Below are 25,888 nucleotides of genomic sequence, written 5' to 3'. Positions count from 1 at the left end.
TCAGGAACAGACCGCGTGATGCGATCCCAGAAAAACAAAGCCTGCGACTGTGGCGGCGTGCATTATGCCGACCCGTCGGCCCGCGCGCTGCTGGAGGGCAGCCTGGGCGTGCTGGAAGACCCGGCGGTCGCCGGGTGGCAGCTCGTCAAGCGCAACGCCTCGCGCAGCGTGTGGCATGGGAGCGTCGGCGGGCAGAGGGTCTATCTCAAGCAGTTCCACGCCCGTTCGCTGGGCAGCCGCCTGGTGCGGGGGCTGGGGGTCAGCCGCGCGCGGCGCGAGATGCACTTTTCCGCCGCCCTTCAGCGGGCGGGCGTCGAGGCGGTGTCGGTGCTGGCCTGGACGTGCGGGGGCGGGCGCGAGTGGATGGTCAGCCGCGCCGTCGAACCGGCCTGCGGCGCCGACGCCTGGCATGAGGCCCTGGCGGGCGATCGCAGCCCCGCGGCGCGGCGGCGGGTCGAGCAGGCCTCGGCCGCCCTGGCGCGCATGCTGGCGCGGATGCACGCGGCGGGTATTTTTCACCAGGATTTGCACTGCGGCAACATCCTGGTCCAGGACGCCGGCGGGTCGGTGGAGCTTGTGCTGATGGATCTTCACCGCGTGGCGCAAGGCCGCCCGACGCGTCCGGCGATGGCGGCCAATCTGGCGCAATTGCTTTGCGACCGCGGCGACTTCACGACGCGCAGCCAGCGCCTGCGGTTTCTCAAGCACTACCTGGCGGCCTTGGGCGGCGACGGCACGGCGCGGGGGTGGCAGATGATGATCGAGCAGAGTGCGCAGCGCCACCGGCGGACGCTGCGGGCGAAGCGCGACCGTCGGGTGCTCAAGGACAACGCGTATTTCGCCCGCATCAAGCTGCCCCGCGGTTGGCGCGGGCACGTGGTGCTGGCCAGCAAGCGCAAGTTTCCGCCGTCGGTGGCGTGCGAGGCGACCTTCAGCGCCGCGCAGTGGGCGGCGCTGCTGGAGCGCCCCGAGAGCCTGCTGGAAGGCGATTGCGAGGTGCTCAAAGATTCGCGCTCGAGCCTGGTGGTGCGGCGCAGCGTCGTCATGGGCGGGCGCGAGATCACCATGCACATCAAGCGCCCGCGCCGCAAGCAGTGGTACAAGATCCTCGTCGACTGCCTGCGCCCCAGCCGCCCGGTGCGGGCGTTCGAGCTCGGTCACGCCCTGCTGACGCGGCGCATCGCGACGGCCCTGCCGCTGGCGGCGCTGGAGCGGCGGTGGGGTCCGCTGCTGCTGGACAGCATCCTGATCACCGAGACGGTTTTCTGCCCGCGGCTCAACGACTTCTTCAACGCCCACCTGTCGGTGCCGCCCAGCGGCGAGCACCAGCTCACGCCCGCCCAGCAGCGCCAACTCGCCCAGGACGTGCTGACCGAGATGGGGCGCCTGCTCCAGCGCCTCCACGACAACAACTACGCCCACCGCGACCTCAAGGCCAACAACATGCTGGTGCATTGGCGCGGCGGGCGCTCGCCGGGAATCGTCCTGGTGGACCTGGACGGCCTGCGACCCGTGCGGGTGCTCACGCAGCGCCGGCGGTTCCAAGGCCTCATGCGGCTCAACGTCTCGCTGCTGAATTGCCCGGTTGTCAACCACGCCGGGCAGCTTCGCATGCTGCTGGGGTATTTGCGGCGCCCCGGCAGCGGGCGCATCAACTTCAAACCGTACTGGCGCGTGCTCGAGGCCTGGTCGGCCCGAAAGCTCCGCCAGCAGATTCGCTCGCGCCGCATCACCCAGGCCGCCCGGCGCCAACGCGAGGACGACGGCGGCCGAACCACGCAGACGATATGATCGCAACCGATCCATCCCGCGTGCGGCGCGTGCTGATCCTCAAGCCCAGTTCGCTGGGCGACGTGGTGACCGCCGTGCCCGTCCTGCGCGCGCTGCGGCGGCAGCACCCCGAGGCGCACATCACGTGGATGCTCTCGACGACCTGCGCCCCGGTGCTCGCGCACGACAGCGACCTCGACGAAGTGCTGCTCTTCGACCGCAAGCGCCTGGGGCGCTGCTGGCGTTCGCCGGCGGCCGCGGGCGAGCTGGCGAGGTTCCTGCTGTCGCTGCGCCGCGGACGATACGACTGGGTGCTGGACCTGCAGGGCCTGCTGCGCAGCGGGATTTTCTCGTGGGTGACGCGCAGCGGTCTGCGGGCAGGCTTCGCCGACGCGCGCGAGGCGGCGTGGTTGCTGTACACGCACCGTGTCCGCACCCCCGTGCCGCACACGGTCGACCGCAACCTGGCGCTGGCGGCGGCTGTCGGCCTCGACGCCCGCGGGCAGGATATGACGCTGCAGGTCTCGCCGGCGGCGCGGGAGGGCGCGGCGGCCCTTCTGGCCGAGCACGGGCTGGGGCAGAAGCGGTTCATGGTAGCCGTGCCGCCGACGCGCTGGGCGACCAAGCAATATCCGGTGCGGCATTGGCGGGCCGTGGTGGGGGCTTTGGCCAGGCGGCTGCCGGTGGTGCTGCTGGGCTCGTACAGCGAGCGGGCCCTGTGCGCCGCGGTGGCCGAGGGCCTGGGCAGCGGCGTGATCGACCTGAGCGGGCGCACCGACGCGGCGCACCTGGTGGCCATGATCGCCGCCGGCGCGGCGGTGGTCTGCTGCGACTCGGCGGCAAAGTTCATAGCCCCGGCCGTCGGCGTGGACGTAGTAACGCTCATCGGACCGACGCGACCGGAGCGCACGGGGGCGTACCTTCGCGGCACGAACCTGGTGTCCGACGTTCCGTGCCAGGGCTGTCTGCGGCGCCGCTGCGAACACGTGACATGCATGCAATCGATCGAACCGGCGGCGGTGGTCGCCGCGGTGACCGCTGCCCTTGATGCTGGAGGGTTCTAAGTGCCGTACCGCTATATCGTCGACAAGGTCAAGAACTTCGTGGTCCACAAGATCCTGCGCCTGGACGATACGCCGCACCGGATCGCCCTGGGGGTGGCCATTGGAATTTTCGTGACCTGGACGCCGACGATCGGGGCGCAGATGGTGCTGGTGGTGGCGCTGTGTACGCTGTTTCGGGCCAACAAGGTCGTGGGCGTTCCGCTGGTGTGGCTGTCGAACCCGTTCACGCTGGTGCCCGTCTACGGACCCAACTACTGGGCCGGCGTGCAGGTGATGAAGCTTTTCGGGCGCGAGTACACGTGGCAGGCGTTCTGGAACGCCTTCAAGACGGCCCTGCAGTCGACGCCGACGTGGTACGAGAAGGTTCAACACTGGTGGGGCGCGCTGGACCCGATCCTGGTGCCGCTGTGGGTGGGCAGCGTGCTGGTGGGGGCTGTCCTGGGGATCATCGCATACGTGGCCACGTATTACGGGGTGATCGGCTACCGCGCGCTGCACGGCCATGCCTCAACGCCTGAAATGAAGAAGTAATTGGGGGGGGGAAATCCGAAATTCGAAATCCGAAACTCGAAATCCGAATCAAACGGCGTAAGCAACAAAGAGCAAACCGCAAAGGGAATCGGGTTTCATAGGGGTTCTTTGCTTCTTGCTGTTTGTCCTTTGTTTCGGATTTCGAATTTGTTGTTTCGGATTTTCTCGTTCCCGCCGCCCCCGAAGTAATTTAAACAGCGCGTTCTTCTACGGCAGGTTCGCTGGTATAATGACCATAGTTGCACCGGAGAGCAACGGAGCAGGACTTGCCCCCATGAATATAGGGCAGAAACAAAGCGTCGCCAGCCTGAGATTCTTCTTGTTCGATCGCCCGCTGCACCCGGAGCTGTTCGACATCTACCACGATCACCACGTGGTCAAGAGCGGCTACGAGGCGCAGATCTGGGTGACCGGCTGCAGCCATGTCATCGCCTTCCACCAGGAGCGTTCCACGCTGGTCGAGGTCGTCGCGCCCGAGGGCAGCGAGCTGCCCCAGCGCGGGCGCCTGATCGAGATGCCCTTCCGCGGCGAGAACGAGCACGAGCAGAGCCAGCATGGCGGCGTGCATTACATCATGAGCTTCCAGGTCGAGACGATGAGCCCGCAGGTGTATTCCAAGACGCACCACGACCTGGCGCGCGTCGGAGCCCAGCGCGGTCTGTTCGTCCCCTTCCCGATGTGGATGACCCGCCCGCCCCTGACGCCCTTTACGTTCATCGACTACGACGCCAAGCCCGAGGCCCTGCACGTCTTCGCCTTCCACGCCTTCCCCGAAGACCTCACCGTCGTCAAGACGATGACCATCTTCGAACTGGCCAAGTAAACTTGGGATTTCGGATTGCGGATTAGCGCCGCGGGCAATTGTTTTCAATTCAACCTGTCGGGATGATGTGTTACTCTCTGGGCCATGGTCCTTTGCACAGGGAGAATCACATGAGTGAACAGACTCAAGTTCCGCCGCCGCTTGACCCGCGCCGTTCAGGCGCCGGATGGAAGATTACGGCCATCGTGCTCATCGTGCTTTTGGCAGTGGCAATCGGAGTGGGCGCGATCGCCCTGACGGCCGGCGGCTTGATCCGCCCCGCGAAGCCCCAGGCGTCGGCTTTGCTGGCTGACGTCCCCTCTCCCGCCTCGGCAGAGCAGGAGATAGCCCTGAATGTCTGGCCGGCGGTCCTCAACGACATGCGGATGAAGGGAAGGACCATCGCCGGCAAGAAGCCCGGCGAAGGCTTGAGTTTCAGCGACTATGTCAGCGTCAAGCCTATCGGCTTTTCAGAGAACCGGATCGTCGGCGTCGGCGTTCACAACTGCTCGACGGATCTGGAGGCCGCGGAACTGGCCAACGCTCTGTCGGAAGCGTTTGTTGCCCAACGCCGCTCTGTTGCACAGGCACAACTGAAAGAGGCTGTACAGGATTTGACGAGGCAGAAGACCGTTGTGGAATATGAACTGGGTGATATCCGCCGCAAGATGGGAATGATTCAATCGGCGGCGGCAGGCATCGAGATACTCACCAGCCAGCGTGCCCACTTCATGGATGAACAGCTCACAGTCGATTTTCAATTGCAGGCGGTCAATGCCAGGTTGAAAGAGATGGAGGAAAAACAATCCAAAGGCGGCGGCGCGGCGTGGATGGCCGCTCGCCACCCCGCCAGCCGGGATGCAGTGCTCCAGAAGCTTCAAACCCTTGCGGCGGAGACACGCATTCTGGAAGAGTCCGGCCAAGCCGCCGCGGCGGCGACCACTCAACCTTCACGGCATATCACGGCCGTCAGCTCGCAGATCGAGCGGAGATACGAGGCGCTTTTTATGCAGGAACTTGTCGAGACCAGGAGCGAACGCGACAGGCTCGTAGGGCAACGATCGGTTGCGTCATCGAAGATTCAGGTCTGTATCAGCAATATGGAATTATGTCTTCGGGCCGTTCTGGAACTTGAAGAGCTGAAACGCCAGCGCGACTGCAAATATGCGATGATTGAGATGCTCGACAGGCGAGTCATGGACATGACGGCCATCAACGCGGGCCCGTGGATCCTCAGCCCCGCCTCGGTTCGCGCGGCGGCGGAGTAATGAAGCATTATGCCTCTGCGAGCTCTGCGATCTCCGCGGTGAGGATCTCTGCAGCCCCGTCACTGGGCGGGGACGGGTGGGGCTTCTGAGATGAAGGTTCCTGCCGCGGGCGAGGGGGCGTTTTGAAGGGGCAGGCGGACGGTGAAGGTCGAGCCAGTTCCCAGAGCGGTCTGGAGTTCAATTCCTCCGCCGAAGCGTTCGGCCAGGGCTTTGGCGCCGGCCAGGCCCACGCCGGTTCCGGCGATGCCGCTGGCGCGTGCGTTGGCAGCGCGGTAGAACTCCTGGAAGAGTTTGGGGATCTCCTGCTCGCTGACGCCCATTCCCGTGTCGGCCACCGACAGCACCGCCCAGGAGTCCTCGCGGCGCAGGCGCACCTGGATGCTGCCGGCAGAGGTGTATTTCACGGCGTTGGAAATGAGGTTCGACACGATCAGTTCACAAGCCTTGGTGTCGATGCGAACGGCCAGGCGCTGGGGCGGCAGATGCGTCTCGAATGCCAGACTTTTAGCCCGGGCCTGCTCGCGGTAGTGTTCGGCGACGGTCTGCGTCTGCTCGACCAGGTCCAGCACCTCGACCTTGCCTGCCGTCGTGGCGGACTTGACGTACGCCAGTTCCGTCAGGTCCTGGATGAGCTGGATCATGTGGTCGCCGCGGCGGGCGATGCGAGCGGCCATCTCGACGGTGTGGGCGTCGCCGCCGGCCTTGCGAGACAGCAACTCGGCCATCATTTTGACAGCCGCCACCGGGCTCTTGAGCTCGTGCACCATCAACCGCATGAAGGCGGCCTTCTCGTGCTCGAGGCGCCTCATCGTGGCCAGGTCGTCGTAGAGTCTGGCGTGGTAGAGGGCGTAGCCGATGATCCGCGCGACGTTCTTCAGCGGCGCCAGGTCGTCGGGGGTGAAGTGCCCCTCCTGGCCGTTGATCAACTGCACCACGCCCACCAGCGTGTTCTTGAAGATGGCCGGGGCGCACAGGACATCGCGCGTGCGGAAGTTGTTGAGCCGGTCCCAGGCGTCGTCAAAATGCAGCCCGGGGGCAATACCCGACAGATCGCCATACGCATCAGGCACGTGGAACGCCTTCTGGTGCGTGGCGCAATAGCCCGCCAGCGACTGATCGTCGATCGGCACGTGAATAATCTGGGCGACGTTGCCGATGGTGACGACCGACTTGAGTTCGGCCGTGGCGTGGTCGACAAGATAGATCGCCGCGCGCTGGGCCTTGCGGTCTTCGCAGACGGCGCGGGCGACATCCTCCAGAACGGCTGGCAACTTGACCTCGCCGAGCATGCGGTCGTACAGATCAAAAAGCCAGTCATCGAGTGGTTTATCGCTGTGAAAAGCAGTGTCCGGCACGTGCGCCTCCGCAGATGATTGTGAACAGCGACCAATTTTACCGCTTAATCTCTTTAATGCAAGAACATACGTGGGAACAAAGATTAAATTCGTCCAAATTGACGCGAAAGGATTGACCACAGAGGCACAGAGCAGGACGAGGTGAGAACGGGAGGCGGCGAAGTCGAACTCCCGTTAGCGGTCGAGCTTGCTCGACGTGTTGTGCGCGCAACGCGCGGAGCAAGCTCCGCCGCTAACGGGTCCCGCATCATCGCTCAATGCGACTAAGCTCGTATCGACAGGAAGGTTTTGATTTGATCGAAGACCTTCCTATCGCCTCGGACCTTCAGGTCGATGAACCCGCCGAACAGGCGCAGCTCTTCTTCCCACCATAGCTCGATCCCGATGGCGGGAAACTCGTTTCCCTGAGCCGCTCGCACTTCGAGCGTTACCACGCCGCCCTTGCTGTGATAGACCCGCGTACGAAACGTGATGGGCCTGCAGAGTTGATCGATCTTCTTCTGCTCCAGCGGCGCCAGGCCCAGCCGATGCAACTCCTCGATGCTCTGCGGCGAGCCGAGTTCCGGCAAAGCCGTTTCCAGGTCTTCGGGCGTGAAGATGTTCCGCGTCTGGGCACTATCGTCAACGAGCGCAAGCCCGTAATCCGCTGCCAGTCTTTCGAACCACGTGGCGTACCACTCCTTCGTGTGGAACTTGTCGTACCGAAACGAGGTGGTGTGCTTCCAGACCGGCAGTTCGGGCAGCAGGCTCTTCGCGCGGCGGACAAGTTGGACGGCCACGCCCCACGGGTCGCGGAGCATGGCGAAGGTGTTGCCGTCGGCGTCGGTGGTGGGTGCGTCCACGACGACCGCACCGGCGGCGGTCAGCGCCTTGAAGGCGGCCGCCACGTCAAGGCAGTTGAAGGCCACGTGCAGGGTCATCGGGTGCAGGGCGGCGTAGTCGGGGATACCGTCGTCGGGGCGGCTGTAGAGTTCCAGCACGCACCGCCCCGCTTCATCAGCCAGGAAGCGTCCATGATGCGGCGGCCCGCCGGATCGCAGGATTCGCATCTCCAGATGCCGCACGTACCAATCGGCCATGGCGGCAGAGTCCGGAACGTTGAGCGCCAGATGTTCAATGGAAGGCATGGCCGGATATTAATCCGCGCGGCGGCGCTTGTCCAATCTTCGGTTGGGTTATGAATGTAGCCGCTGAGGTCGCTGAGGTCGCTGAGGAAAGAAGACGTTGGATGGATGGACGAGCGGATGATTGGATGGTTGGATGGCTGGATGATCGGGTTCCCCCATCCATCCACTCATCCACTCATCCATTCATCCATCCTTCTGTGTTCCCCATCTCCTTCTTCCTCAGCGACCCCAGCGACCTCAGCGGCTCTATCATCCCCGTTCTACTGCGGCGACTTTGGTGCTTGGCCGGGGCGAAGGTACTTGGAGAAGGTCCGGATGTAGGGCGTGTCGAACTGCACGACGGTGATATCCGGGATCTGGATCGTTTCAGGGCGCTGGCTCCAGAAGCCCAGGGCGTCGTAGTGGCTGAATTGGATGCAGGTCTTGGCGATCGAGACGGCCTTGCCGATGTAAAACGCGTTGGCGTCTCCCTCCTCGCTTTCGCATTCGATGATCATCTGCTCGAAGCTGCGTGAGACGCTCTGGATGGCGCTGTGCATGTCGGTCAGGTCGATCTCGGCCTTGATCTTGAGGCCGCCGAGCAGGCCTTCGCTGCGCAGCATGTGATCGAACCAGTCCTCGAACTGGCTCTGGCGAAAGTCTTCAATGTCTTCCTGGCGGACGATCGAGTACCCGTCGCCCTTAAAGTCATCGAACATATGCACCAGGATCAGCTCCCTGCCGGTGCGCAGAACGTACCCGTTGAGCAAGTGCTCGGGCGCAAAGCGCCGTGTAAAGCGGACCAGTTTGCCGGTCCCAGCAAAGTCGCTGAATGCTTTCTTCTGTTTCATATTCGTCGCATCGTAATCCAGCAAGCGGGGTCTTGTCTATCCGCATGCTTCGGGAAAAAGGATTGCCACAGAGGCTCAGAGAGGCTGAGGACGATGGGTACGGCGAAAAATTGCTAAGCCGCAAGCGGCAGTCAGTGCGCGAGCAAATAACATGACGAGATTGCTGCAAACACTTTACAATCAGGGAACGAATTAACTCGCGGGTACGTTTATTCTGATGGCGGAAAGCGCTGCGCTGGATGGCCGAAACGAAAGACTTTGAGACGATCGCCCTGCCTTGGCTCGACGCGGTGTACCGCGCCGCGGCGGCGCTGTGCCACGACCCCGCAACGGCAGAGGACCTGACGCAGGCGACCTTTCTCAAGGCGTTTGAAAACTTCAAAGGATTCACCGTCGGCACGAGCTGCCGCGCGTGGCTGACCCGCATTCTGCGAAACTGCTGGATCGACCTGCTGCGGCATCGGCGGGTGGCCGGAGAGGGCGTCTGCCTGGACGAGCAATTGGTCGCGGCCGCGGAAGAGCCGCCCGCGACCACCTGGACCGACGCGCAGGACCTGCTGGAGAATTTCTCCGACGCGCAGGTGATCACGGCCATGCGGCAGTTGAGCGACGACCAGCGGTTGTGCCTGTTCCTGAGCGACGTCGAGGGGCTTGGCCAGGACGAGGTCGCGGCGGTCCTGGACGTGGCGGTCGGGACGATCAAGAGCCGCACGCACCGGGCGCGGGCGGTTCTGAAAACGAAACTCGAGGCCCACGCCAACGAGCTTGGCCTGGGGCCGGGGAAACGACGATGCACCTGACGGCTGAACAATTCGAAGAGGCCCTGCTGAACGAGGCCGCCCATGCCGGGCACCTCGGCGCATGCTCGCAGTGCCGCGAGGCGCTGGCGGGAATGCGGTCGTTGCGGGCGCGGCTGCGGGCGGCGCATGAGGGTGTGCATGCACCGGCAGAACTGGCGGCGCGGATTCGCAGGCAGACCGTTGGGGTGAGCCAGCAATGCGCGGGGCAAGCCCCGCCTCTGACGGAACCAGGGCGGCGAGTGATGCGTTTTCCGCATCTGTGGCGGTATGCGTCGCTGGCGGCCGCGGCGATGGTGCTGGTGGTGGCGGGCGCGGCGATGCTTTGGCCTGCCGACGCGTCGGCCGCCCAGGCGGCGCTGGTGGAGATCCACCGCCAGAACGTGCAGGCCATGACGCACGGCGGCAGCAATGTCCATTGCGGCAACGCGCAGGAGATGGAGGCATTTCTCAAGGACAAGACCGGTTGTTCGCTCAGCGCCCCCTGCGGCGGCGGCGAAGTCGCGTGCTGCTGCACCCAGAAGTTCCGAGGCCGCGCCGTGGGCTGCTTCGTGCTCAAGACGGCCCAGGGACCGGTCTCGCTGGTAGTGGTTCCTGACAAGGTCGAGACGCTGGGGATGGGCGGATCGGTCCGAATTGACGGCCGCACCGCCCGCAGCAGCTCGGCCAAAGGCACCAACATGCTCGCCTGCGGGGTGGGGGAATACACCTACTGCGCGGTGGGCAATGTCGATCAGGCACACTTGGCCGACGTGATGGCCCAGGCTATCAGAACTCCCGTTCTACCCTCCCTCCAATGACCGCCCAAGTCCAGCCGCTTGGGCTTACCTTTTTCAAAATCGCCACCGTTCGCTAGGCTGCGGCGTCAAGAAACGCGACGTCCAGTCCAAAACAAGCATCGCTTGAGGTATCGTCAAACAGAACGTTTGACAGCCGATGAAAATAACTGTCAAATTCTGAGGTCCTGTTTGTGGGGCAGGCAGTCGACTCCCAAAGAAAGGGAAACGCTATGACCAGCGCGAAGATGCCTCCGATGCTGGGGGATGACGAGCCTCTACTCGTCGTGGAGGTGCTTGATGGTGCGGAATGACAGCCCGGAATATTTGGCCGGTCTCGCGCATGAACTGGGCCAACTCCCTAAGGAAACGGAATGGGTTGAATTCAAGTGCGACAATGCCAACCCGGAAGACATCGGCGAATACATTTCGGCGCTTGCCAATTCGGCGGCACTGTGGGGAAAGACTAATGCCTATCTTATGTGGGGCGTGTCCGACGGGACGCATGAATTGGTGGGGACGAGTTTTCGGCCGACACTGGCGAAGAAGGGCAATGAGGAACTGGAAAACTGGCTTATTCGGCTGTTGAGCCCTCGGATTCATTTGCGTCTGGTGGAATTCGAGACGGATGGCAAGAGCATTTCAATGATCGAGATTCCTTGCGCAGCACACCAGCCGGTGCAGTTTCAAGGCGTGGAATACGTTCGGATCGGATCTTACAAGAAAAAGCTGAAGGATTTTCCGGAAAAGGAACGCGAGCTGTGACGGATTTTCGATATCACGCCGTTTGAGCAGCAAGTGGCGGCCGAGCGCGTGAGCGGCGCGGACGTGCTGACGCTGCTGGATTATCCCGCTTATTTCACGCTGCTCAATGTGCCGTTGCCGGAAACCCGCGACGGGATCTTGGCCCGTCTTGTAGACGACCACATGATCGAGGCCCGAGAGGGTGGTCAGTGGGACATTCTGAATCTGGGGGCGGTGCTGTTCGCCTCCGATCTGTCCAAGTTTCAGCGTTTGGCCCGAAAAGCGGTGCGCGTTGTAGAGTATGAAGGAGACGGACGGATCCGGACAAAGCGGGAGCATCAGGGGCGTAAGGGTTATGCCGCCGGGTTCGAAGGATTGATTGGATTCCTGAAGGGCATCTTGCCAGAGAACGAGGTAATTGGGGACGCACTTCGCAAGGCAGTTCCGATATATCCAGAATTGGCCATTCGCGAGTTAGTGGCCAACGTGATCATCCATCAGGATTTTACGGTCAACGGGGCCGGTCCGATGGTCGAAGTATTTGACGGGCGTCTGGAAATCACTAATCCTGGAGAACCCTTGATGGACCCCGAGCGATTCCTGGACACTCCGCCGCGGTCCCGGAATGAGGCGCTGGCTTCGTTCTTACGGCGAGCAGGCATCTGCGAGGAACGCGGCAGCGGAGTGGACAAGGTCGTCTTTCAGACCGAATTCTATCAATTGCCCGCTCCTCTGTTTGAAGCAGTAGGTGGGCATACCCGAGCGATCCTGTTTGCACATAGACCCTTCGCCAGTATGGACAAGACGGACCGTATTCGAGCCTGCTATCTACATGCCTGCTTGCAGCACGTTCAGCGGAAAAGGATGAACAACAGTACGTTGCGGGAACGGTTCGGAATCGAAAAGCAGAACAGCGCACAGGTTTCAAGGATTATCAGCGATGCCATCGAAGCCGGCGTGATCCGAGCCCATAACCCCGAAAGCGAATCGAAGCGACATGCAAGTTATGTACCGTTTTGGGCTTAAGTGACTATTGGGACAGGCCACGTTTCATTTGACGGCTATTTGACTCTGTCTGGATCGATGCCCATATATTGAAGCATTCGGGTACTCCGACCCTAGATATTGGGTGTCTGATTCAATAGACTATTTGACGCTGCTGGCGGCCCGCGCTGGCATGGGGGCCGTGAGAAGGAGTATATTGTGGGAATGAGTGTCATCTTTCCTCCTCAATATGATCAGCGCGTGCTGGCGCTGGAGGCCCCGGGGGGGGCGCCGGCGAAGGTCTCTATTGCGATTCCAACCATCACGCGACCGGGGCGGGCGTTCCGCGCGTGCGTTGCGGTGCTTGACGAGTTGGGGTACCCCAGCGTGCAGTGCGCCGGCGTCAAGCTGACGGACCAGGGCGGCCAACTGCTGGCGGAGATCGCCTTCCAGCGAGGTCAGCCTTCCGTAGCGATGGTGGAGGCGCTGACGGCCGCCGAGGGCTTCTCGCGACTCCGGGCAGACCTGGGCGGGCAGGTCTTTTACAGCAACCCGACCTTGTGTACCGCGGCGGACTGCCACGAGATCTTCTGGGGCGACCCGCACGTGCATAGCGTGTTGAGCCAGTGCCACCCCGACAAGTGCCGCTCACTGGATTTCGGCTATGCGGCAGGGCGGTACGTCAGCGGGCTGGACTGGATGGCCGTAGCTGACCACGTCTCGAACGGGCGCTGCGAGTTCGCACGCTTCAAGCAGCAGATGCTCGCCTGCGAGGCGCACGATGATCCGCCGGAGTTCGTGACGCTGCCGGCGTACGAGGCCTCGCTGGTCGGCGGGGCCGGCGGCGACGCCAACGTCTACATGACGCGCTGGCCGGAGATGTTCATCGACCAGCACGACGAGGGCAACCTGCTCACGCTGGCGGGCAAGCTCGAAGAGAAGCTCGGGGCCGGGCAGGCCATCGTCGTGCCGCACCACACCACGCGCAGCGGCAAGCACGGCGAGATCCCCGACGCGATCTATCCGGGCCCCGACGCGATGCCGGTGGTGGAGATTCATTCCAAGTGGGGCACCAGTGAATATCGCGGCAACCCCAACGCGCTCAAGGATGTGAATCCCGGTCCCAGCTACGTGCAGGACTTCCTGGCCCGCGGGCTGCGCGTGGGGTTCGTCGGCGGCACCGACACGCACGCAACCATGCCCGCCGGCGGGGGCTTCGAGCCCGGCCACATCGACCGCCTGCCGGGCATGACGGCAGTGCGCTGCCCGAGCCTGACGCGGCAGAATGTCTACGCCGCCATGGCCTCGCGCCGCTGCTACGCGACGAGCCTGGAGCGGATCTATCTGGACGCACAAATCGCCGGCCTGGGCGGCGGCGAGATGACCAAATGGACCGGCGGCGATCGGGCGATCGACGTGACCGCGGCCGCCCAGAGCGACATTGTCTCTATCGACGTCATCCGCAACGGCCGCGTGATCGTTTCGCAGCGCCCCGGCGACTGGCATGCGAAGTTGACCGCCCGAGACAACGATGCGATGGATAGCTTGTGGTTGGATTCAAAATACGTGGGGCGCTTTGTGTATTACTGCGCCCGCGTCACGTGCGCCAGCGGCGCGCAGGCGTGGTCGAGTCCGGTGTGGTTGCAGGCGTAGCGGGCGATGAAAGGACGCCAAGCCCCAAGCGGCGGGTCCATCATTCGGGTATTCCAGTATTCCATCATTCCACCATTCCACCATTCCCTCATTCCAAAAAACGCATGTCGCCGCACCCGTCATGCGTGGTAACTTCATGTCATGAGCGTTCGCTCGATCATCCTGGGACTGATCTTCGGGGCGTTTATCGCTCTGTTCACGTACTTCAACGACTGGGTTCTGCTGCAGAGCAACCTGGCGGGCAACCTGGTGCCGACCATCGTCTACGGGGCGCTGCTGGTGGGGCTGATCGCCGTTAACCCGGCGATGCGGGCGGTGCGCTTGAGGCCGCTGGCGGGGCGGGAGTGGGCGGTGGTGGTGGCGCTGGGACTGGCGGCCAGCGCCATCCCCGGATACACGATGATGCACAGCTTCGTGGATATCCTCGTCACGCCGCACGAGCTCAACCGCACGCAGCCCAACTGGAAGAAGCACGACCTGGTGCGCTACGCCCCGCCGGTGATGCTGGCCGACAAGGGCGCCAACGCCGACGAGTACAAGCACATCGTCACCGAGTTCACCACCGGCGTCGACCGGGCTGACGACTGGCCGGCCCCCGACGCCGTTGCCTGGCACGCGTTCTCGCGCACGCTGGCATTCTGGATGCCGCTGGCGGGGTTGTTCATCGTGGGCAACTTCTGCATGGCTTTGGTGATCCACCGCCAATGGTCGCAGCGCGAGGCCCTGGCGTACCCGCTGGCGGAGGTAGCCGCCGAACTGACCAGCGGCGCCGACCCCCGCGCCGCGCCGAGCGTTCTGCGCAGCGGATTGTTCTGGCTGGCCTGCGGCGGCGTGGTGGCGTGGCTGAGCGTCAACGCCCTGGCGATGTACACGCATTCCAGCTTCACCATCCCGCTGGAGGTGAGCCTGGCGGGCCTGGTGCAGCGGTTCCCCGCCCTGCAGGACGTGCATCGGTGGTACTGGCTGTTCAACCCTCGCCTGGTGTTCCTGGTAGTCGGCCTGGCGTACTTTATCCGCAGCGACGCGTCGTTCTCGATCGGCATTAACCACATGCTTTTTGCAGTGGTATACGCCTCGGCCCTGGCGGGGGGCTGGGCGTCCGACACGCCGTACGCGGGGCAGTTGGGGTTCGACACGTGGAATTCCCTGCGGTTCGGGGCGTACATCGGCGTGGCGTTGATGGTGCTGTACGTGGGCAAGCGGTTCTACGGTTCGCTGGCGATACGGGCTTTGGGCGTTCCGCGCGGCGAGAGAGTGACCGGCGGCGAGCTCTGGGGCCTGCGCGGGCTGGTGCTTTGCGGCGCCGCCAGCGCCATCCTGCTCAACCAGGTCGCCGGGCTGCATTGGCTGGTGGCGGTCCTGGCGGTGGTGTTGATCGGCCTGGCGATGCTTGTCGTGACGCGCGTACACGTCGAGACGGGCTCGTTCATGATTCAACCCTCGTGGTGGCCCAGCGGTGTGCTGCTGGGGGCGATGGGCTTCGAAGCCCTCGGCGCGCAAGGGCTGGTGATCCTGTGCCTGCTCAGCGCGGTGCTGCTGTACGACCCCAAGATCGCCCTGATGCCGATGGCGGCGGTGGCGATGCGCCTGGGCGACCGCCTGGACCTGCGCCCCGCCCGCCTGAGCCGGTGGATGATCGTCGCGGGGCTGCTTTCGCTGGCGGTGGCGGTCCCGGCGACGATCTACATGGAATACACCGTGGCCGCGGGGCGGCACTACTTCTGGGCGCAGTACCAGATGCCCTCGTTCACGTTTGAGCGGTTGGGGGCTCTGATCTCCCGCGACGCGCCGCCGGCGGCAGAGGCGGGAACGCTGTCCTGGGGCAAGATCGCCGCAGAGGCGGCGTTCTACAAGCCCGCCCTGGCCGGCTTGGCGCTGGTGACCGTATGTTCATGGCTGCGCCTGCGGTTTCCGTGGTGGCCGCTGCACCCGGTGGTGTTCATCATCTGGGGCACCGACACGATCTGCCAGTTTGCCCCGAGCTTTCTGTTGGGATGGGCGATCAAGGAGGTGGTCACGCGCGTCGGCGGGGCGGGGGGCTACCAGCGGTACAAGCCGGTCTTCATCGGCCTTATCGCCGGCGAGATTCTGGCGGCCCTGATCTGGATGATCGTGGCGTGGGTCTACTACGCTCTTACGAGCACGGCTGCCCCGGCCTTTCGTGTACCGTCTATTTACCTGTGATTCTCGTTTGCCAGCCATGTCCACTTGGCGGCGGTTAATCCAAGTCTGAAAAAACTTTTATTCTGAATCATTCGTAAATCATTTAGTTGGCAAAGTTTGTTAGCCGATACTTCTGTGCGGGCCGCTTTCGGACGCCTGGGCCGGTCGGCGGCAGGGTCGTTCGTGCAAGTGACGGCCTACAATGAACAAAGCAAGGGCAGGCCTATATGTTTACAGTCGAGCAGGAAACAAAACGGATCGCAGGGCAGTTCGTGCCGCCCACGGCAGAGACCATCGCCCAGGAACGCCAGCGGCAGATGGAAATCCTGCGGCAGGTTCGCCAGCGCATCTTGAAGGCGCAGTTGCTGCGAACCGCCTGCGTGGCGGCTGCAGGTTGAACGAGCCGCTCCGCGGCGCGCGCAGTGGGACTGCCAAGCCGCAAGCGGCTCGATTTTTCAGGCGACAAGTCCGAAGTTTCGGCGGTTATTTTCATATCTTAACGCCCGGTGACTGCATGCATTTTGCTGGCGTTGCGCGGCGGAATTTGGGATAATCTCCGTTGGGTTATTCGACTGCTTCCGCAGCTCAGATAGCGGACTCCTGAGGCTTTTTTGCACCCCGGCGTCCGCACAGGATTGGAGACGTGAGCGTATGGCCAAGGACGAGGCCGCGACAAGCGAAACATCAGCGCCGACGACGTACGACGAAAGCCAGATCAAGGTGCTGCACGGCATGGAAGCCGTGCGGAAACGTCCGGGCATGTATATCGGCGACACGACGCTGCGGGGCTTGCACCATCTCGTCTGGGAAATCGTCGACAACGCGATTGACGAGGCGATGGCCGGGCGGTGCAGCAACATCGCCGTGACGGTGCATCCGGATGAATCGGTCACGGTGACCGACGACGGGGAAGGCATTCCCGTCGGGATGCACCCGACGGAGAAGATCTCGACGCTCGAGGTGGTGTTCTGCCAGTTGCACGCCGGCGGCAAGTTCGACCACGGGGCGTACAAGGTTTCCGGCGGTCTGCACGGGGTCGGGGCCTCGGTGGTCAACGCGCTGTCGGAGTGGCTGGAGGTCGAGGTCTGCCGCGGCGGCAAGGTCTACGCGATGAAGTTCGAGCGCGGGGCCAAGGCCGGCGACATCCGCGAGATCGGCCAGCGCAAACGCAGCGGCACGAAGGTGACGTTCCTGCCCGACAGCCAGATCTTTCCCGAGATCAACTTCCGCCACGAGCAGTTGGCCACGCGCCTGCGCGAGCTGGCGTTTCTCAACGAGGGCGTGTGCATCCGCTTCAAAGACGAGCGCAGCGACAAGGAAGAGGAAGTCTTCCAGTTCAAGCAGGGGCTGGTGGCGTTCATCAAGCACCTCAACGAGGGCAAGGTCCCCCTGACGCGCCCGATCGAGATCCACAAGGAAGACCCCGACACGCGCCTGACGCTCGACGCGGTCGTCCAGTACAACGACGGTTACAGCGAAACGGTCTTCTCCTTCGCCAATAACATCAATACCCTCGAGGGCGGCACGCACCTGTCGGGGTTCCGCTCGGCCCTGACGCGCACCGTCAACGCCTACGCCAAGAACGCCAAGCTGCTCAAGAACGAATCCACCCCCGTCGGCGACGACCTGCGCGAGGGGCTCACGGCCATCGTCTCGGTCAAGGTGCCTGACCCGCAGTTCGAAGGGCAGACCAAGACCAAGCTGGGCAACAGCGAGGTCGAGGGCTTCGTCACCCAGGCCGTCAACGAACTGCTGGCAAGCTGGCTCGAGGAACACCCCGCCGAGGCCAAGCACATCGTCCGCAAGGGCCTGCAGGCGATGCAGGCCCGCGAGGCCGCCCGCAAGGCCCGCGACCTGACGCGCCGCAAGGGCGCCCTGTCCAGCGGCTCGCTGCCGGGCAAACTCGCCGACTGCCGCAGCAAAGACACCGAGAGCACCGAGCTGTTCCTGGTCGAGGGCGATTCGGCCGGCGGGCCGGCCAAGCAAGGCCGCAACAGCGCCCACCAGGCGATCCTGCCCCTGCGGGGCAAGATCCTCAACGTCGAGAAGGCCCGCCTGGACCGCATCCTGAACTACGCTGAAATCCAGTTCATCATTTCGGCGATCGGGTGCGGGATCGGGGTCGACGAGTTCGACCTCAGCAAGCTGCGTTACGGCAAGGTCATCATCATGACCGACGCCGACGTCGACGGCAGCCACATCCGGGCGCTGCTGCTGACGTTCTTTTTCCGCTACATGCGCCCGCTGGTCAGCGAGAACCGCATCTACATCGCCCAGGCGCCGCTGTACCTGATCACGCGAAAGAAGCTCAAGAAGTACGTGCTCGAAGAAGTCGAGATGCGCCGCACGCTGAACGAGTGGGGCCTCGACGGCACGACCCTGGAAGTGCGCGACGTGTCGGGACGCAAAACCAAACTCGCCGCCGAGTTCAAAGGCGCCGCGCTGGCCGAACTCATCCGCCTGCTGGAAGACCTTGCCGACAAGGGCCGCATCCTCCGCCGCCGCGGGCTGACGCTGGCCGAACTGCTGGCCAACCGCAAGGGGCGAAAGCTCCCGTCCCACTGGCTGCTCATCGACGGTCAGAGCGTCTTCTGCTACAGCCTCGAGGAATACGAAGGCCTGCTCGAAAAGCACAAGGTCAGCGTGCTGGACGAAAACGGCAACGGCAATGGAGCGGCCAAACCCGAGGCCTCGCCCATCCAGAAGCGCGCCGAGCTGCACGAGGTCAAGTCTATCGAAAGCGTCATCGAGGCCCTGGAGCTGCGCGGGCTGGATATGGCCGACTACTTCACGCGCCGCGTGGAAATGATCACCGGCGAGATGCCCCCGGCCAAGTTCATCCTCGTCAACGAGGACGGGCCGCACGAGCTGGAGAACATCTCGGAGATCCCCGACGGGATCCAGGAACTCGGCCGCAAGGGCACCGAGATCAAACGCTTCAAAGGCCTGGGCGAGATGAACGCCGACGAGCTGTGGGAAACCACCATGGACCCCGAGCGCCGCGTCCTGCGCCGCGTGACGGACCTGGAAGCCGAAGAGGCCGAGCGCATGATCACCCTGCTGATGGGCGAAAACGTCGAGCTGCGGCGGAACTTCATCGAGGCCAACGCCACGACCGTGAAAAACCTCGACGTGTGACGGTTATTTCACCGCGGAGATCGCCGAGCCCGCAGAGGTTTGTGAGCATGGGTGGCATGGCGACACACGTTTCTGTTTCTCGTGGGTCGCCATGATCGCGCACACCCCATGGCGACCCGCTGAACAACGCGTGTCGCCATGCGCAGCGTGACATGCAGCAATAATCCGCAATCCGAAATCACAAATCCGCAATCGGTCGCGGGCTATTTCTGCGGCTGCAGTCGCAGGCTCTGCCGGCGGCGGACCGGGTGGGTGAGGACGATCTCCGACGTCGGGGCGAAGATCACGCCTTTGGCCTGGATCTGCTTGAGGGCCATCTCCAGCCCCGGGCCCGGCAGCGCCACCACCGCGTCGCGAGCGAGCACCACGGCGAACCCGCGCGACCGCAACCCCACTGCCGCCTGCTGGATCCCCTGCGACAGCCCGGCCCCGCACAAGATAAACGTGCCGACGTTGAGTTCCGTCAACAGCCGCTCGGCTCGCTCGTGCTTGAAAATGTCGGTGAACCGCATCTCGAAAATGACCTGCTGGTACTTCTCCAAAACGTTGTCGGGCAGATCGGTGGTATTTCGCAGGCCGAAGTTAATCCGCCGCGGCAGGATGCTCTCGGCGATCTTTTCTTCCCCGGCCGTGCCGTCGACGCAGTGGGGCACGTCGGCCATCGGGCCGATCCGGTGCGGATGCACCCGCAGCACCGTGCTGATGACGGGAATTTCGTCCTGGCGGGCCCAGCGGAACAGCGCCGAGATGTTTCGCCGGGCTACCGCCGCCGGCGGCAGATAGCAGGCGCCCGAGGAACTCAAAAAATCATCCTGGGCCTGGATGTCCATGATGATTCGGTCGTATCTCATACGCCTCGGCCTTAATTCATAATAGGTCGTCTGCTGACACTATAGGCAGGCTCGGGAATGAATCTGGCAATTACTACGGCCGCCGCGGCGGTGAGGACGAAAAAGCTCCGCCTTTCTCGTCAATCAGGTGGCACGACGATTGATCCGGGGGGCCAAATTAGCCGCTGAGGTCGCTGAGGTCGCAGAGGGAAGAAGTTGTTTTGTCTCTTCACATCCTCAGCGTCCTCAGCGACCTCTGCGGCTTAATCTACCGGCGGCGGTTACGGCCACCAGGCGTGCAGGGCGGCCAGCGCGGCGCCCAGGGCGGCCAATCCAAGGACGATGTAGCAGACCAGGCCCACCACCGCCAGCGGAAGCTGCCTCAGGTGCTTGACGCGGATGGTCTTGTAGATGATCGCCACCGCCAGGCACAGCGGCAGCATCAGCCAGACATGCAGGCCCCAGGGCAGATCCACCGGATTGTAGAACAGGGCGGCCATCATGTCGCCGTCTCCGGGGCGTCCTGGCGGCGCGGTTCGCCGCTGATGCCGGCGGCCGCCAGAACCAGCGCGTCAAAGATGCACAGCAGGTTCAGCAGCCCGGCAATGCCCGCGTACGACTGCGCGACGTTGGCCACCTGCGGCGGCAGGGCCAGGCCCATTTCTTTCAGGGTTTCCGCTCGGGCCGCCGCACTGGCGACGTAGCGGTTGGGGTCGAAGTTGCGCTGGTTCGCCTGGAACTTCTCGACGGCCTTATCGTGCGTGCGCTGGGCGATTTCGTCGTCGAGTGCGCGGCTGCGGCGCCAGCCGATGAGTCCGTGCCCGCCGGTGAACATCTGGGCGATGAACCACCATCGCTGCTCGCGCGGGTCGACGGTCATCACCCCGCCGATGCCCACGCCCGCCCAGAACGTCGCGGCGATGATGATGAAGATGATCGCCCCGCGGACCGGCCGACCGATGTAGACGTGCCCGGCCCCGGGCACCAGCCAGGCCAGTCCCGCCGCCACCAGCATCCAGGGTTTTCGTGTACGTTGCGTTGCCATGACTATAAGAGCGGCATTGTCCCCCCTGAAGCCCGCCCGGTCAAGGACCGCCTTGTGGCATGGGCGTCCCGCCCATGCTCCCGGACGCATGGCCGAGACGGCCATGCCACACAGCGACGCATGGCCGAGACGGCCATGCCACACAACCATGCGACGCGGGACGGTCACTTGGCCTGCACGTAGTTTTCCTTGACCTTCGCCCAGCCTTGCCAGGCGAATCCGTGGATCTCGCCGTTGGCGGCGTTGCGGGCGTTGTTCACCGCCGTCTGCATCCGGCTGCGATCGGCCGTGCTGGAATACAGCACGTGGATCAGGACGGTGTTGGCCTTGGAGTCGGGGTGGAAATAGAGCAGGAACCCCGGCGTGGTGCTGGCCGGCGGGCGGCTCTTGGCGTTGAGCACCATCGCCAACCACTGGATGCGCGTGGGGTTGAAGGACGTCTGCCCCTCACTGGGCGGCAGCGACGTCTGGGCGGTGGCCGCCACGCCCAACGCCAAAGCAACGGCCGCCAGGACGGCCAGCAGGAGAGTCTTGTTCATTTCGGGCTCCTTTATTGTGGTGACATGTCGGCACGCGCCGGCACGCGCGGAGGTCGTCCGCATCAATTCCTTGCAGCCGCCGAGCCCCCGTCCCCGGCAGCGCGACATTCTAGGCCGATAACTGCATGAACCGCAGCGACCGCAGAGTACGCAGAGAAGCAAGGGGCTCAAAACAAGACCATCTAACGTCGCGGTCGGCGTTAATATGAACTTCCACAATTGTTTTTCATTCGAAACACCTCTGCGATCTCCGCGGTGAAACACCCGGACCAGGCCGCCTCTTCCACGATCAAGTTCAAATTCGCATCGCGATTTACTACCGGTGTATCAGTCGGATCTGAAGGATTATCAGAAATGCCACCGCTGCGATCACCACCAGCGCCCAGATTGCGTACTTGATCCACGAGGGCGCTGCGCCCGGGCGACGCGTTTTGCGGTACCTTGTCATTTGAGTTCTCCGCCGGGCCGCTATGGCGGCGGCAGGGTCACGCCGGCCGCCGTGATCTTGACCGGCTCGATGCTGCCGTCCGGGCGGTAATTCACGTAGCACAGGCACGAGTCGCGGAAGACGGGGTTGCCGATGCGGCTCATGTCGTTGCAGATGAAGTACCACTGCCCGCGCCACTGGAAGAACGAACCGTGGCGGTCGTAGGTCAGGCCGTGGCTCTTGTATCGCATTTCCGGCTCGACGTTCTCCTCCAGGACGATCGAGCCGCAGCAGCGGTAGGGGCCGTAGAGGTTCTCCGACATCCCGTAGTAGCAGCCCCACGAGAGGTAGTAGATCCCGCCGCGCTTGTGCAGGTAGGGCTTGTCGTCGGTCTTGCCCGCGCCATAGGGGCCTTGCGGCTCGATGATCTCGATCGTCCGCGGCCGCTCCGCCAGGGCGACCATGCTGTCTTTGAGCCGCGCGATGTAGAACGTCCAGGTGCCAAAGACGATGTAGGCCTCGCCGTCGTCGTCGAGGAACAGGCCCGGGTCTCGCGAGTCAGGGGCGACGGCGCCGTCGGCGATCAGCGGGGCCTGGAGCGGGTCGCGCCACGGGCCCACGGGCGTGTCGGCCTCGACGACGCCGATCTCCGCCGGCCCGCGGGAGAAGTAGAAGTAGTGCCGCCCGCCGCGGGCGATGGCGTCGACGGCCCAGCAACTGCTGTCGGGGCGCCCGTAGTACGTCTGCTCGGGCCGGATCGAGCACTCGTGCGTCCAGCGTACCAGGTCCGGCGACGACCAGATCCACCAGTCGTCCATGACGAACGACGTGTTGTCCGGGCTCTTGTCGTGCGTGGCGTAGAGATACGCGCGGCCGTCATAGATGCGGACATGCGGGTCGCACACGCCCACGCCAGGGAGAATCGGATTGCCCGAAAGCATGCTCATTATCGTACTCCTGAAGTGCAACAACTTTGCCAGAGATCACGGGGAACACAAAGAAAAAAAACTCACCACAGAGGCACAGAGGGCGCGGAGGAAGGAAGAAACGGAATGATGGAATGAGGGAATACTGGAATGATGGAATAATGGAATGATGGAATAATGGAAGGACCATCGCGCCCCCCATTCTTCCATCATTCCATTGTTCCTGCTCGCCTCGACGGGGTGATTCCAAGCCAACAACAGCCAAGGCGGCGTCCCGCCTTCGCCGAAGGCTACAGCGTGGCAAGCGCTGCCGCACTCCAGGGGCCCTCTCAGCCCCGTCAGGGGCGCCTGATAGTAGCCCCGGGTGAAGCCGAAGGCGCAGCCCGGGGTAACGAGCAAACAGCAACCAGAGCCCCAGCGGGGCGACTGAAAATGATGCCCGCAAGGAGAGACTGGCCACAAAGGGCACGAAGAACGCAGATAGTTCAAGCTCCAAGTCTTCCTCATCGGTTCCAGGCGTCGAAGACATCATCGCCGCCCCGGCTTGTCAGCGCCCCTTTGTTTCCCCCCTTTATCCCCCAGACCCCGTTATCCCCACAACACACAGGATGCCACAGGCTATGACCAGATTGGAACTACTTGGTGCATGAAGCGGCGTTGCTGCCTTTAGCCAGGATGGCTCGCAGGCCGGCCTGTGCGGTCTTGGCTTTTTGAAGGATCTCTTCCCACCTTACACGTGACTCATGCTGATCTTGTTTCTCCAATGGGCCGTATCCAATGGAAGGCGGCGGGGCCAGCACAACCCTCTCAAGTTTCTCGTCGAGTAACTCTATTAGCCGCCTTACAGCGGGGTCACTGACATTGAGATGATGAAGGGAAACTCGCAGAAGGTGCTGAGCCGCATAGACGGCATTGAAGTCGGAATCGTAGGCGCCTGGTTTTTCAGGGACAAGAACAACGGTTAACGGCTCATTTCTTTCAGCAGCACGGTTGACCGCGTAGTCGCTGATGCCCTCGGGCAGATACCCATTCCTGTATACCCTCAGGTCATTCAGCCAACTTACGGTCCACGACTGAAGCATCCCGGCATACTTTCCATGCTTCTGGCGGACTTCCTCCTGATGAAGGAGTTGGCCGCTGCTGATCACTGAGCAGGTCGCATGATCAATGATATTAGCAGGTGCGCCAGAGGCTCCAGCCGGGAAGCCGCCGGAAACATGCCATTCGGACCTCAGGTATACCTGCAGCAGAACGCAATCGTTCAAAGGCTTCCCATTCTGATCCTTGATAATAAGAGGAACGTGCGCGGCGGGAATTGCGGCGTAATCGGGCGACGAGTTGCACCCTCCGCCAACAAAACACGCAGCAGCGAGAGCAATCGCAGCGCAAACCGTGTTTCTGATCACGAGCCACATTCTTGCCTCTCCTTTCTCAGTCGCTGCTGGCGTACCACGAACTGAATCATTGACTTACAGACGGGCCGCATCCCACTTCAATCAATGAGATACTTGTCGATGCTGACCTTGTCGTTCTGCAGGTCCTGTGCCAAGCGGAGTCTTGTCGCGAGTCTTTCGACATCCTTCACGGCCCCGAGTTTCTTCAGTGCCTCTATCTCTCGGTGTGCGCCGGCGACGTCGCCGGTTAGAATGCAGATGTTGCCTAAGGCCATACGGTAGCTGGGCTCTGTGGGCAGCATCGCCACGCTCTTCTCGGTAAAGGGCCTCGCCTCCTTCCATTTCCTTTGTTGAAAATACCCAATTGCGGTGCAGGCATACCCGTTGACGTACTGGGGGTTGATGTCGATCATGTGCTTGCCGTTCTCGACCATTTCCGGCCACTGCTGCATCTCCTGGCAGCAATGGCCGATCCACCCCCATGCCACTAAGTAGTCCGGCTGGAGTTCGGCGGCCCGCTGGAATTCTTTCTTCGCATCGACCCACTGGTTCGCTTTGGCCAATCTCAACCCAAGCCAGTAATGCGCATCGGCCCAGTCGGGCGCAGCGTTAACGCATGACTTGGCCATCTCCAGGGCTTGAACTTCCTTCTTATCCACTGCAAATATCAGCGCTAGCTCGGCCCAGGCCTGAGCCGAACCCGTAGCGGTCGCCACGGCCTGTGCACGCGAGCGAGCTTCTTCCCTCTTGCTGCAGTAGAGGGCCGCTCGCGAAAGCAGGAGGTTGATCCGGTGATCCTTGGGTTCTTGAAGAAGCGCCCGATGCAGGTTGCTGGCTCCTTCGCCGACCTTGCCTGCCCATATCAGCAGCATCCCCGACCTGACGAGGAAATCGGCTTTGCTTTGGTCGGGGGCATCCCGCCGCCACCGATCCAGGGCTACCGGCCCGGCTGGATATTTGAGGCCATGGAGAAAGTCCGTCGTCACCATGACCGCCACCCGCTGTTCCTTGGTTTCCTGGACGGACAGCATCCCGGCCAGCCGCCCTTGCTCCGTGCAGACAATCCCAGTGCCCAGCGGCAGAGATCGCTCCATGCCCAGCGTCAGGACGTGCCCAAAGAACGGATATGGATCATGCCTTATGATGGGCACCTTTTGGCTCTGGCGACCCATGTCGCCGCCATTCATGGTTACGACTACCGTGTTATTTTCTTCGAGCGATCTTGCCCAGGAGGATATCTTTTCGGCCTTTCCTGAATCTCCAGTCGGAGTAACAATGGCGATCCCTACAGTTTGATCCGAGCCCGTGACTTCGCCGACTTCACGGCGCTTGCCATCATGAGTAGTCAGTTCTATCGGGCCGGAGCCTTCGAGCAGCCTCAGATCAATGGCAAAGCGTTTGTCGTCCAATCGCAAGCCCAGGCTGACAATGGCATCCCCGCTACGGCTGCGCCCTTTGGCAATGATTTCGATGGTCGAAACGGCTTGCGAAGCCTGCGTGGCCGGCGCCAAGCGCGGCCCGTCGTTCGCAGGTGTGGAAGAGGCCAGTAACGCCAAAGTAAAAGTCGCTGCCGCAAAGAAGCCTCTTATCCGGGGATACCATGGACACCATACGGGTTTTTGCATCCTCATTTTCTCTTCTTCGCCTTCTTGATCTCTAATGTGAAGACCACTACATATCTAATAATCTCTTCGCAATGTAGTCCTTTATCAGCAGGGCGCCGAG

23 protein-coding genes are annotated in these 25,888 nt (G+C 62.9%); 13 read left to right on the top strand and 10 right to left on the bottom strand.

Features of this window, described 5'->3' with window-relative positions; all coding sequences use genetic code 11:
• Positions 1-18 precede the first annotated feature (18 nt).
• The 5 genes from ABFD92_05815 (at position 19) to ABFD92_05795 (ending at position 5,435) form a co-directional block, all read left to right on the top strand.
• Positions 19-1,791: a lipopolysaccharide kinase InaA family protein gene (locus ABFD92_05815; protein MEN6504035.1), complete on the top strand. Its 1,773-nt coding sequence runs from the start codon at positions 19-21 to the stop codon at positions 1,789-1,791.
• Positions 1,788-2,834: a glycosyltransferase family 9 protein gene (locus ABFD92_05810; GenBank protein MEN6504034.1), complete on the top strand. Its 1,047-nt coding sequence runs from the start codon at positions 1,788-1,790 to the stop codon at positions 2,832-2,834. Before ABFD92_05815 ends, ABFD92_05810 begins: the two co-directional genes overlap by 4 nt.
• Positions 2,835-3,365 (top strand): DUF2062 domain-containing protein, encoded by a 531-nt coding sequence (locus ABFD92_05805; protein ID MEN6504033.1) that lies wholly within the window; start codon positions 2,835-2,837, stop codon positions 3,363-3,365. It abuts the gene before it with no gap.
• 274 nt (positions 3,366-3,639) lie between these two features.
• Entirely contained in the window at positions 3,640-4,188 is a 549-nt protein-coding gene (locus ABFD92_05800; protein ID MEN6504032.1) for a DUF2617 family protein, read from the top strand.
• 110 nt (positions 4,189-4,298) lie between these two features.
• The gene (locus tag ABFD92_05795) at positions 4,299-5,435 is read left to right on the top strand and encodes a hypothetical protein (GenBank protein MEN6504031.1); all 1,137 of its coding nucleotides are present in this window, start codon (positions 4,299-4,301) and stop codon (positions 5,433-5,435) included.
• 59 nt (positions 5,436-5,494) lie between these two features.
• Here the strand turns inward: ABFD92_05795 and ABFD92_05790 are convergent, their stop codons facing one another.
• The 3 genes from ABFD92_05790 to ABFD92_05780 all read right to left on the bottom strand — a co-directional run bounded on the left by ABFD92_05790 (position 5,495) and on the right by ABFD92_05780 (position 8,747).
• Entirely contained in the window at positions 5,495-6,790 is a 1,296-nt protein-coding gene (locus ABFD92_05790; protein ID MEN6504030.1) for a GAF domain-containing sensor histidine kinase, read from the bottom strand.
• Between the two features lie 263 nt (positions 6,791-7,053).
• Positions 7,054-7,917, bottom strand: coding sequence for a VOC family protein (locus ABFD92_05785; GenBank protein MEN6504029.1), 864 nt, complete (start codon positions 7,915-7,917; stop codon positions 7,054-7,056).
• 260 nt (positions 7,918-8,177) lie between these two features.
• Entirely contained in the window at positions 8,178-8,747 is a 570-nt protein-coding gene (locus ABFD92_05780) for a hypothetical protein (protein MEN6504028.1), read from the bottom strand.
• A 239-nt stretch (positions 8,748-8,986) separates the two neighbouring features.
• Between ABFD92_05780 and ABFD92_05775 the strand changes: the two genes are divergently transcribed.
• The 8 genes from ABFD92_05775 to gyrB all read left to right on the top strand — a co-directional run bounded on the left by ABFD92_05775 (position 8,987) and on the right by gyrB (position 19,002).
• Positions 8,987-9,547, top strand: a complete 561-nt coding sequence (locus tag ABFD92_05775) for a sigma-70 family RNA polymerase sigma factor (protein MEN6504027.1) — start codon at positions 8,987-8,989, stop codon at positions 9,545-9,547.
• The gene (locus ABFD92_05770; protein MEN6504026.1) at positions 9,538-10,344 is read left to right on the top strand and encodes a hypothetical protein; all 807 of its coding nucleotides are present in this window, start codon (positions 9,538-9,540) and stop codon (positions 10,342-10,344) included. The genes ABFD92_05775 and ABFD92_05770 overlap by 10 nt, the downstream gene beginning before the upstream one ends.
• 276 nt (positions 10,345-10,620) lie before the next feature.
• Entirely contained in the window at positions 10,621-11,085 is a 465-nt protein-coding gene (locus ABFD92_05765) for an ATP-binding protein (protein MEN6504025.1), read from the top strand.
• Positions 11,086-11,118: 33 nt separating this feature from the next.
• Positions 11,119-12,090 carry an ATP-binding protein gene (locus ABFD92_05760; GenBank protein ID MEN6504024.1) on the top strand — a complete coding sequence of 324 codons (972 nt, stop codon included), beginning with the start codon at positions 11,119-11,121 and terminating at the stop codon, positions 12,088-12,090.
• 183 nt (positions 12,091-12,273) lie between these two features.
• Positions 12,274-13,701, top strand: a complete 1,428-nt coding sequence (locus ABFD92_05755) for a hypothetical protein (protein ID MEN6504023.1) — start codon at positions 12,274-12,276, stop codon at positions 13,699-13,701.
• Positions 13,702-13,842: 141 nt separating this feature from the next.
• On the top strand, positions 13,843-15,885 hold the full coding sequence (locus ABFD92_05750; GenBank protein ID MEN6504022.1) for a DUF6785 family protein: 2,043 nt from the start codon (positions 13,843-13,845) through the stop codon (positions 15,883-15,885).
• A 206-nt stretch (positions 15,886-16,091) separates the two neighbouring features.
• Entirely contained in the window at positions 16,092-16,262 is a 171-nt protein-coding gene (locus ABFD92_05745) for a hypothetical protein (GenBank protein MEN6504021.1), read from the top strand.
• A gap of 253 nt (positions 16,263-16,515) precedes the next feature.
• Entirely contained in the window at positions 16,516-19,002 is a 2,487-nt protein-coding gene (gene gyrB / locus ABFD92_05740) for a DNA topoisomerase (ATP-hydrolyzing) subunit B (protein MEN6504020.1), read from the top strand.
• Positions 19,003-19,205: 203 nt separating this feature from the next.
• Here gyrB and ABFD92_05735 read toward each other — a convergent pair whose 3' ends face one another.
• The 7 genes from ABFD92_05735 to ABFD92_05705 form a co-directional block, all read right to left on the bottom strand.
• The gene (locus ABFD92_05735) at positions 19,206-19,853 is read right to left on the bottom strand and encodes an isochorismatase family protein (protein MEN6504019.1); all 648 of its coding nucleotides are present in this window, start codon (positions 19,851-19,853) and stop codon (positions 19,206-19,208) included.
• Between the two features lie 260 nt (positions 19,854-20,113).
• Positions 20,114-20,335 carry a hypothetical protein gene (locus ABFD92_05730; GenBank protein ID MEN6504018.1) on the bottom strand — a complete coding sequence of 74 codons (222 nt, stop codon included), beginning with the start codon at positions 20,333-20,335 and terminating at the stop codon, positions 20,114-20,116.
• Positions 20,332-20,877: a DUF6677 family protein gene (locus ABFD92_05725; protein MEN6504017.1), complete on the bottom strand. Its 546-nt coding sequence runs from the start codon at positions 20,875-20,877 to the stop codon at positions 20,332-20,334. The genes ABFD92_05730 and ABFD92_05725 overlap by 4 nt, the downstream gene beginning before the upstream one ends.
• Positions 20,878-21,041: 164 nt before the next feature.
• The gene (locus ABFD92_05720; GenBank protein ID MEN6504016.1) at positions 21,042-21,416 is read right to left on the bottom strand and encodes a hypothetical protein; all 375 of its coding nucleotides are present in this window, start codon (positions 21,414-21,416) and stop codon (positions 21,042-21,044) included.
• 468 nt (positions 21,417-21,884) lie between these two features.
• Entirely contained in the window at positions 21,885-22,790 is a 906-nt protein-coding gene (locus ABFD92_05715) for a family 43 glycosylhydrolase (protein ID MEN6504015.1), read from the bottom strand.
• 614 nt (positions 22,791-23,404) lie between these two features.
• Positions 23,405-24,184, bottom strand: coding sequence for a hypothetical protein (locus ABFD92_05710; GenBank protein MEN6504014.1), 780 nt, complete (start codon positions 24,182-24,184; stop codon positions 23,405-23,407).
• Between the two features lie 77 nt (positions 24,185-24,261).
• On the bottom strand, positions 24,262-25,794 hold the full coding sequence (locus ABFD92_05705) for a tetratricopeptide repeat protein (protein MEN6504013.1): 1,533 nt from the start codon (positions 25,792-25,794) through the stop codon (positions 24,262-24,264).
• Between the last annotated feature and the right edge of the window lie 94 nt (positions 25,795-25,888).

The organism is Planctomycetaceae bacterium, from assembly GCA_039680605.1.
Taxonomy (GTDB): Bacteria; Planctomycetota; Phycisphaerae; order SM23-33; family SM23-33; genus JAJFUU01.
This window is presented reverse-complemented; position numbering and strand designations above follow the sequence as displayed.

What these genes read in the sequence shown, in the direction of transcription:
- ABFD92_05810 (MEN6504034.1), top strand. Translation starts at nt 1,788, where the DNA reads ATGATCGCAACCGATCCATCCCGCGTGCGGCGCGTGCTGATCCTCAAG.
- ABFD92_05775 (MEN6504027.1), top strand. Translation starts at nt 8,987, where the DNA reads ATGGCCGAAACGAAAGACTTTGAGACGATCGCCCTGCCTTGGCTCGAC.
- ABFD92_05785 (MEN6504029.1), bottom strand. Translation starts at nt 7,917, where the DNA reads ATGCCTTCCATTGAACATCTGGCGCTCAACGTTCCGGACTCTGCCGCC.
- ABFD92_05705 (MEN6504013.1), bottom strand. Translation starts at nt 25,794, where the DNA reads ATGAGGATGCAAAAACCCGTATGGTGTCCATGGTATCCCCGGATAAGA.
- ABFD92_05755 (MEN6504023.1), top strand. Translation starts at nt 12,274, where the DNA reads ATGAGTGTCATCTTTCCTCCTCAATATGATCAGCGCGTGCTGGCGCTG.
- ABFD92_05710 (MEN6504014.1), bottom strand. Translation starts at nt 24,184, where the DNA reads ATGTGGCTCGTGATCAGAAACACGGTTTGCGCTGCGATTGCTCTCGCT.
- ABFD92_05815 (MEN6504035.1), top strand. Translation starts at nt 19, where the DNA reads ATGCGATCCCAGAAAAACAAAGCCTGCGACTGTGGCGGCGTGCATTAT.
- ABFD92_05715 (MEN6504015.1), bottom strand. Translation starts at nt 22,790, where the DNA reads ATGAGCATGCTTTCGGGCAATCCGATTCTCCCTGGCGTGGGCGTGTGC.
- ABFD92_05795 (MEN6504031.1), top strand. Translation starts at nt 4,299, where the DNA reads ATGAGTGAACAGACTCAAGTTCCGCCGCCGCTTGACCCGCGCCGTTCA.
- ABFD92_05780 (MEN6504028.1), bottom strand. Translation starts at nt 8,747, where the DNA reads ATGAAACAGAAGAAAGCATTCAGCGACTTTGCTGGGACCGGCAAACTG.
- ABFD92_05765 (MEN6504025.1), top strand. Translation starts at nt 10,621, where the DNA reads ATGGTGCGGAATGACAGCCCGGAATATTTGGCCGGTCTCGCGCATGAA.
- ABFD92_05735 (MEN6504019.1), bottom strand. Translation starts at nt 19,853, where the DNA reads ATGAGATACGACCGAATCATCATGGACATCCAGGCCCAGGATGATTTT.
- ABFD92_05800 (MEN6504032.1), top strand. Translation starts at nt 3,640, where the DNA reads ATGAATATAGGGCAGAAACAAAGCGTCGCCAGCCTGAGATTCTTCTTG.
- ABFD92_05770 (MEN6504026.1), top strand. Translation starts at nt 9,538, where the DNA reads ATGCACCTGACGGCTGAACAATTCGAAGAGGCCCTGCTGAACGAGGCC.
- ABFD92_05745 (MEN6504021.1), top strand. Translation starts at nt 16,092, where the DNA reads ATGTTTACAGTCGAGCAGGAAACAAAACGGATCGCAGGGCAGTTCGTG.
- ABFD92_05720 (MEN6504016.1), bottom strand. Translation starts at nt 21,416, where the DNA reads ATGAACAAGACTCTCCTGCTGGCCGTCCTGGCGGCCGTTGCTTTGGCG.
- gyrB (MEN6504020.1), top strand. Translation starts at nt 16,516, where the DNA reads ATGGCCAAGGACGAGGCCGCGACAAGCGAAACATCAGCGCCGACGACG.
- ABFD92_05730 (MEN6504018.1), bottom strand. Translation starts at nt 20,335, where the DNA reads ATGATGGCCGCCCTGTTCTACAATCCGGTGGATCTGCCCTGGGGCCTG.
- ABFD92_05750 (MEN6504022.1), top strand. Translation starts at nt 13,843, where the DNA reads ATGAGCGTTCGCTCGATCATCCTGGGACTGATCTTCGGGGCGTTTATC.
- ABFD92_05725 (MEN6504017.1), bottom strand. Translation starts at nt 20,877, where the DNA reads ATGGCAACGCAACGTACACGAAAACCCTGGATGCTGGTGGCGGCGGGA.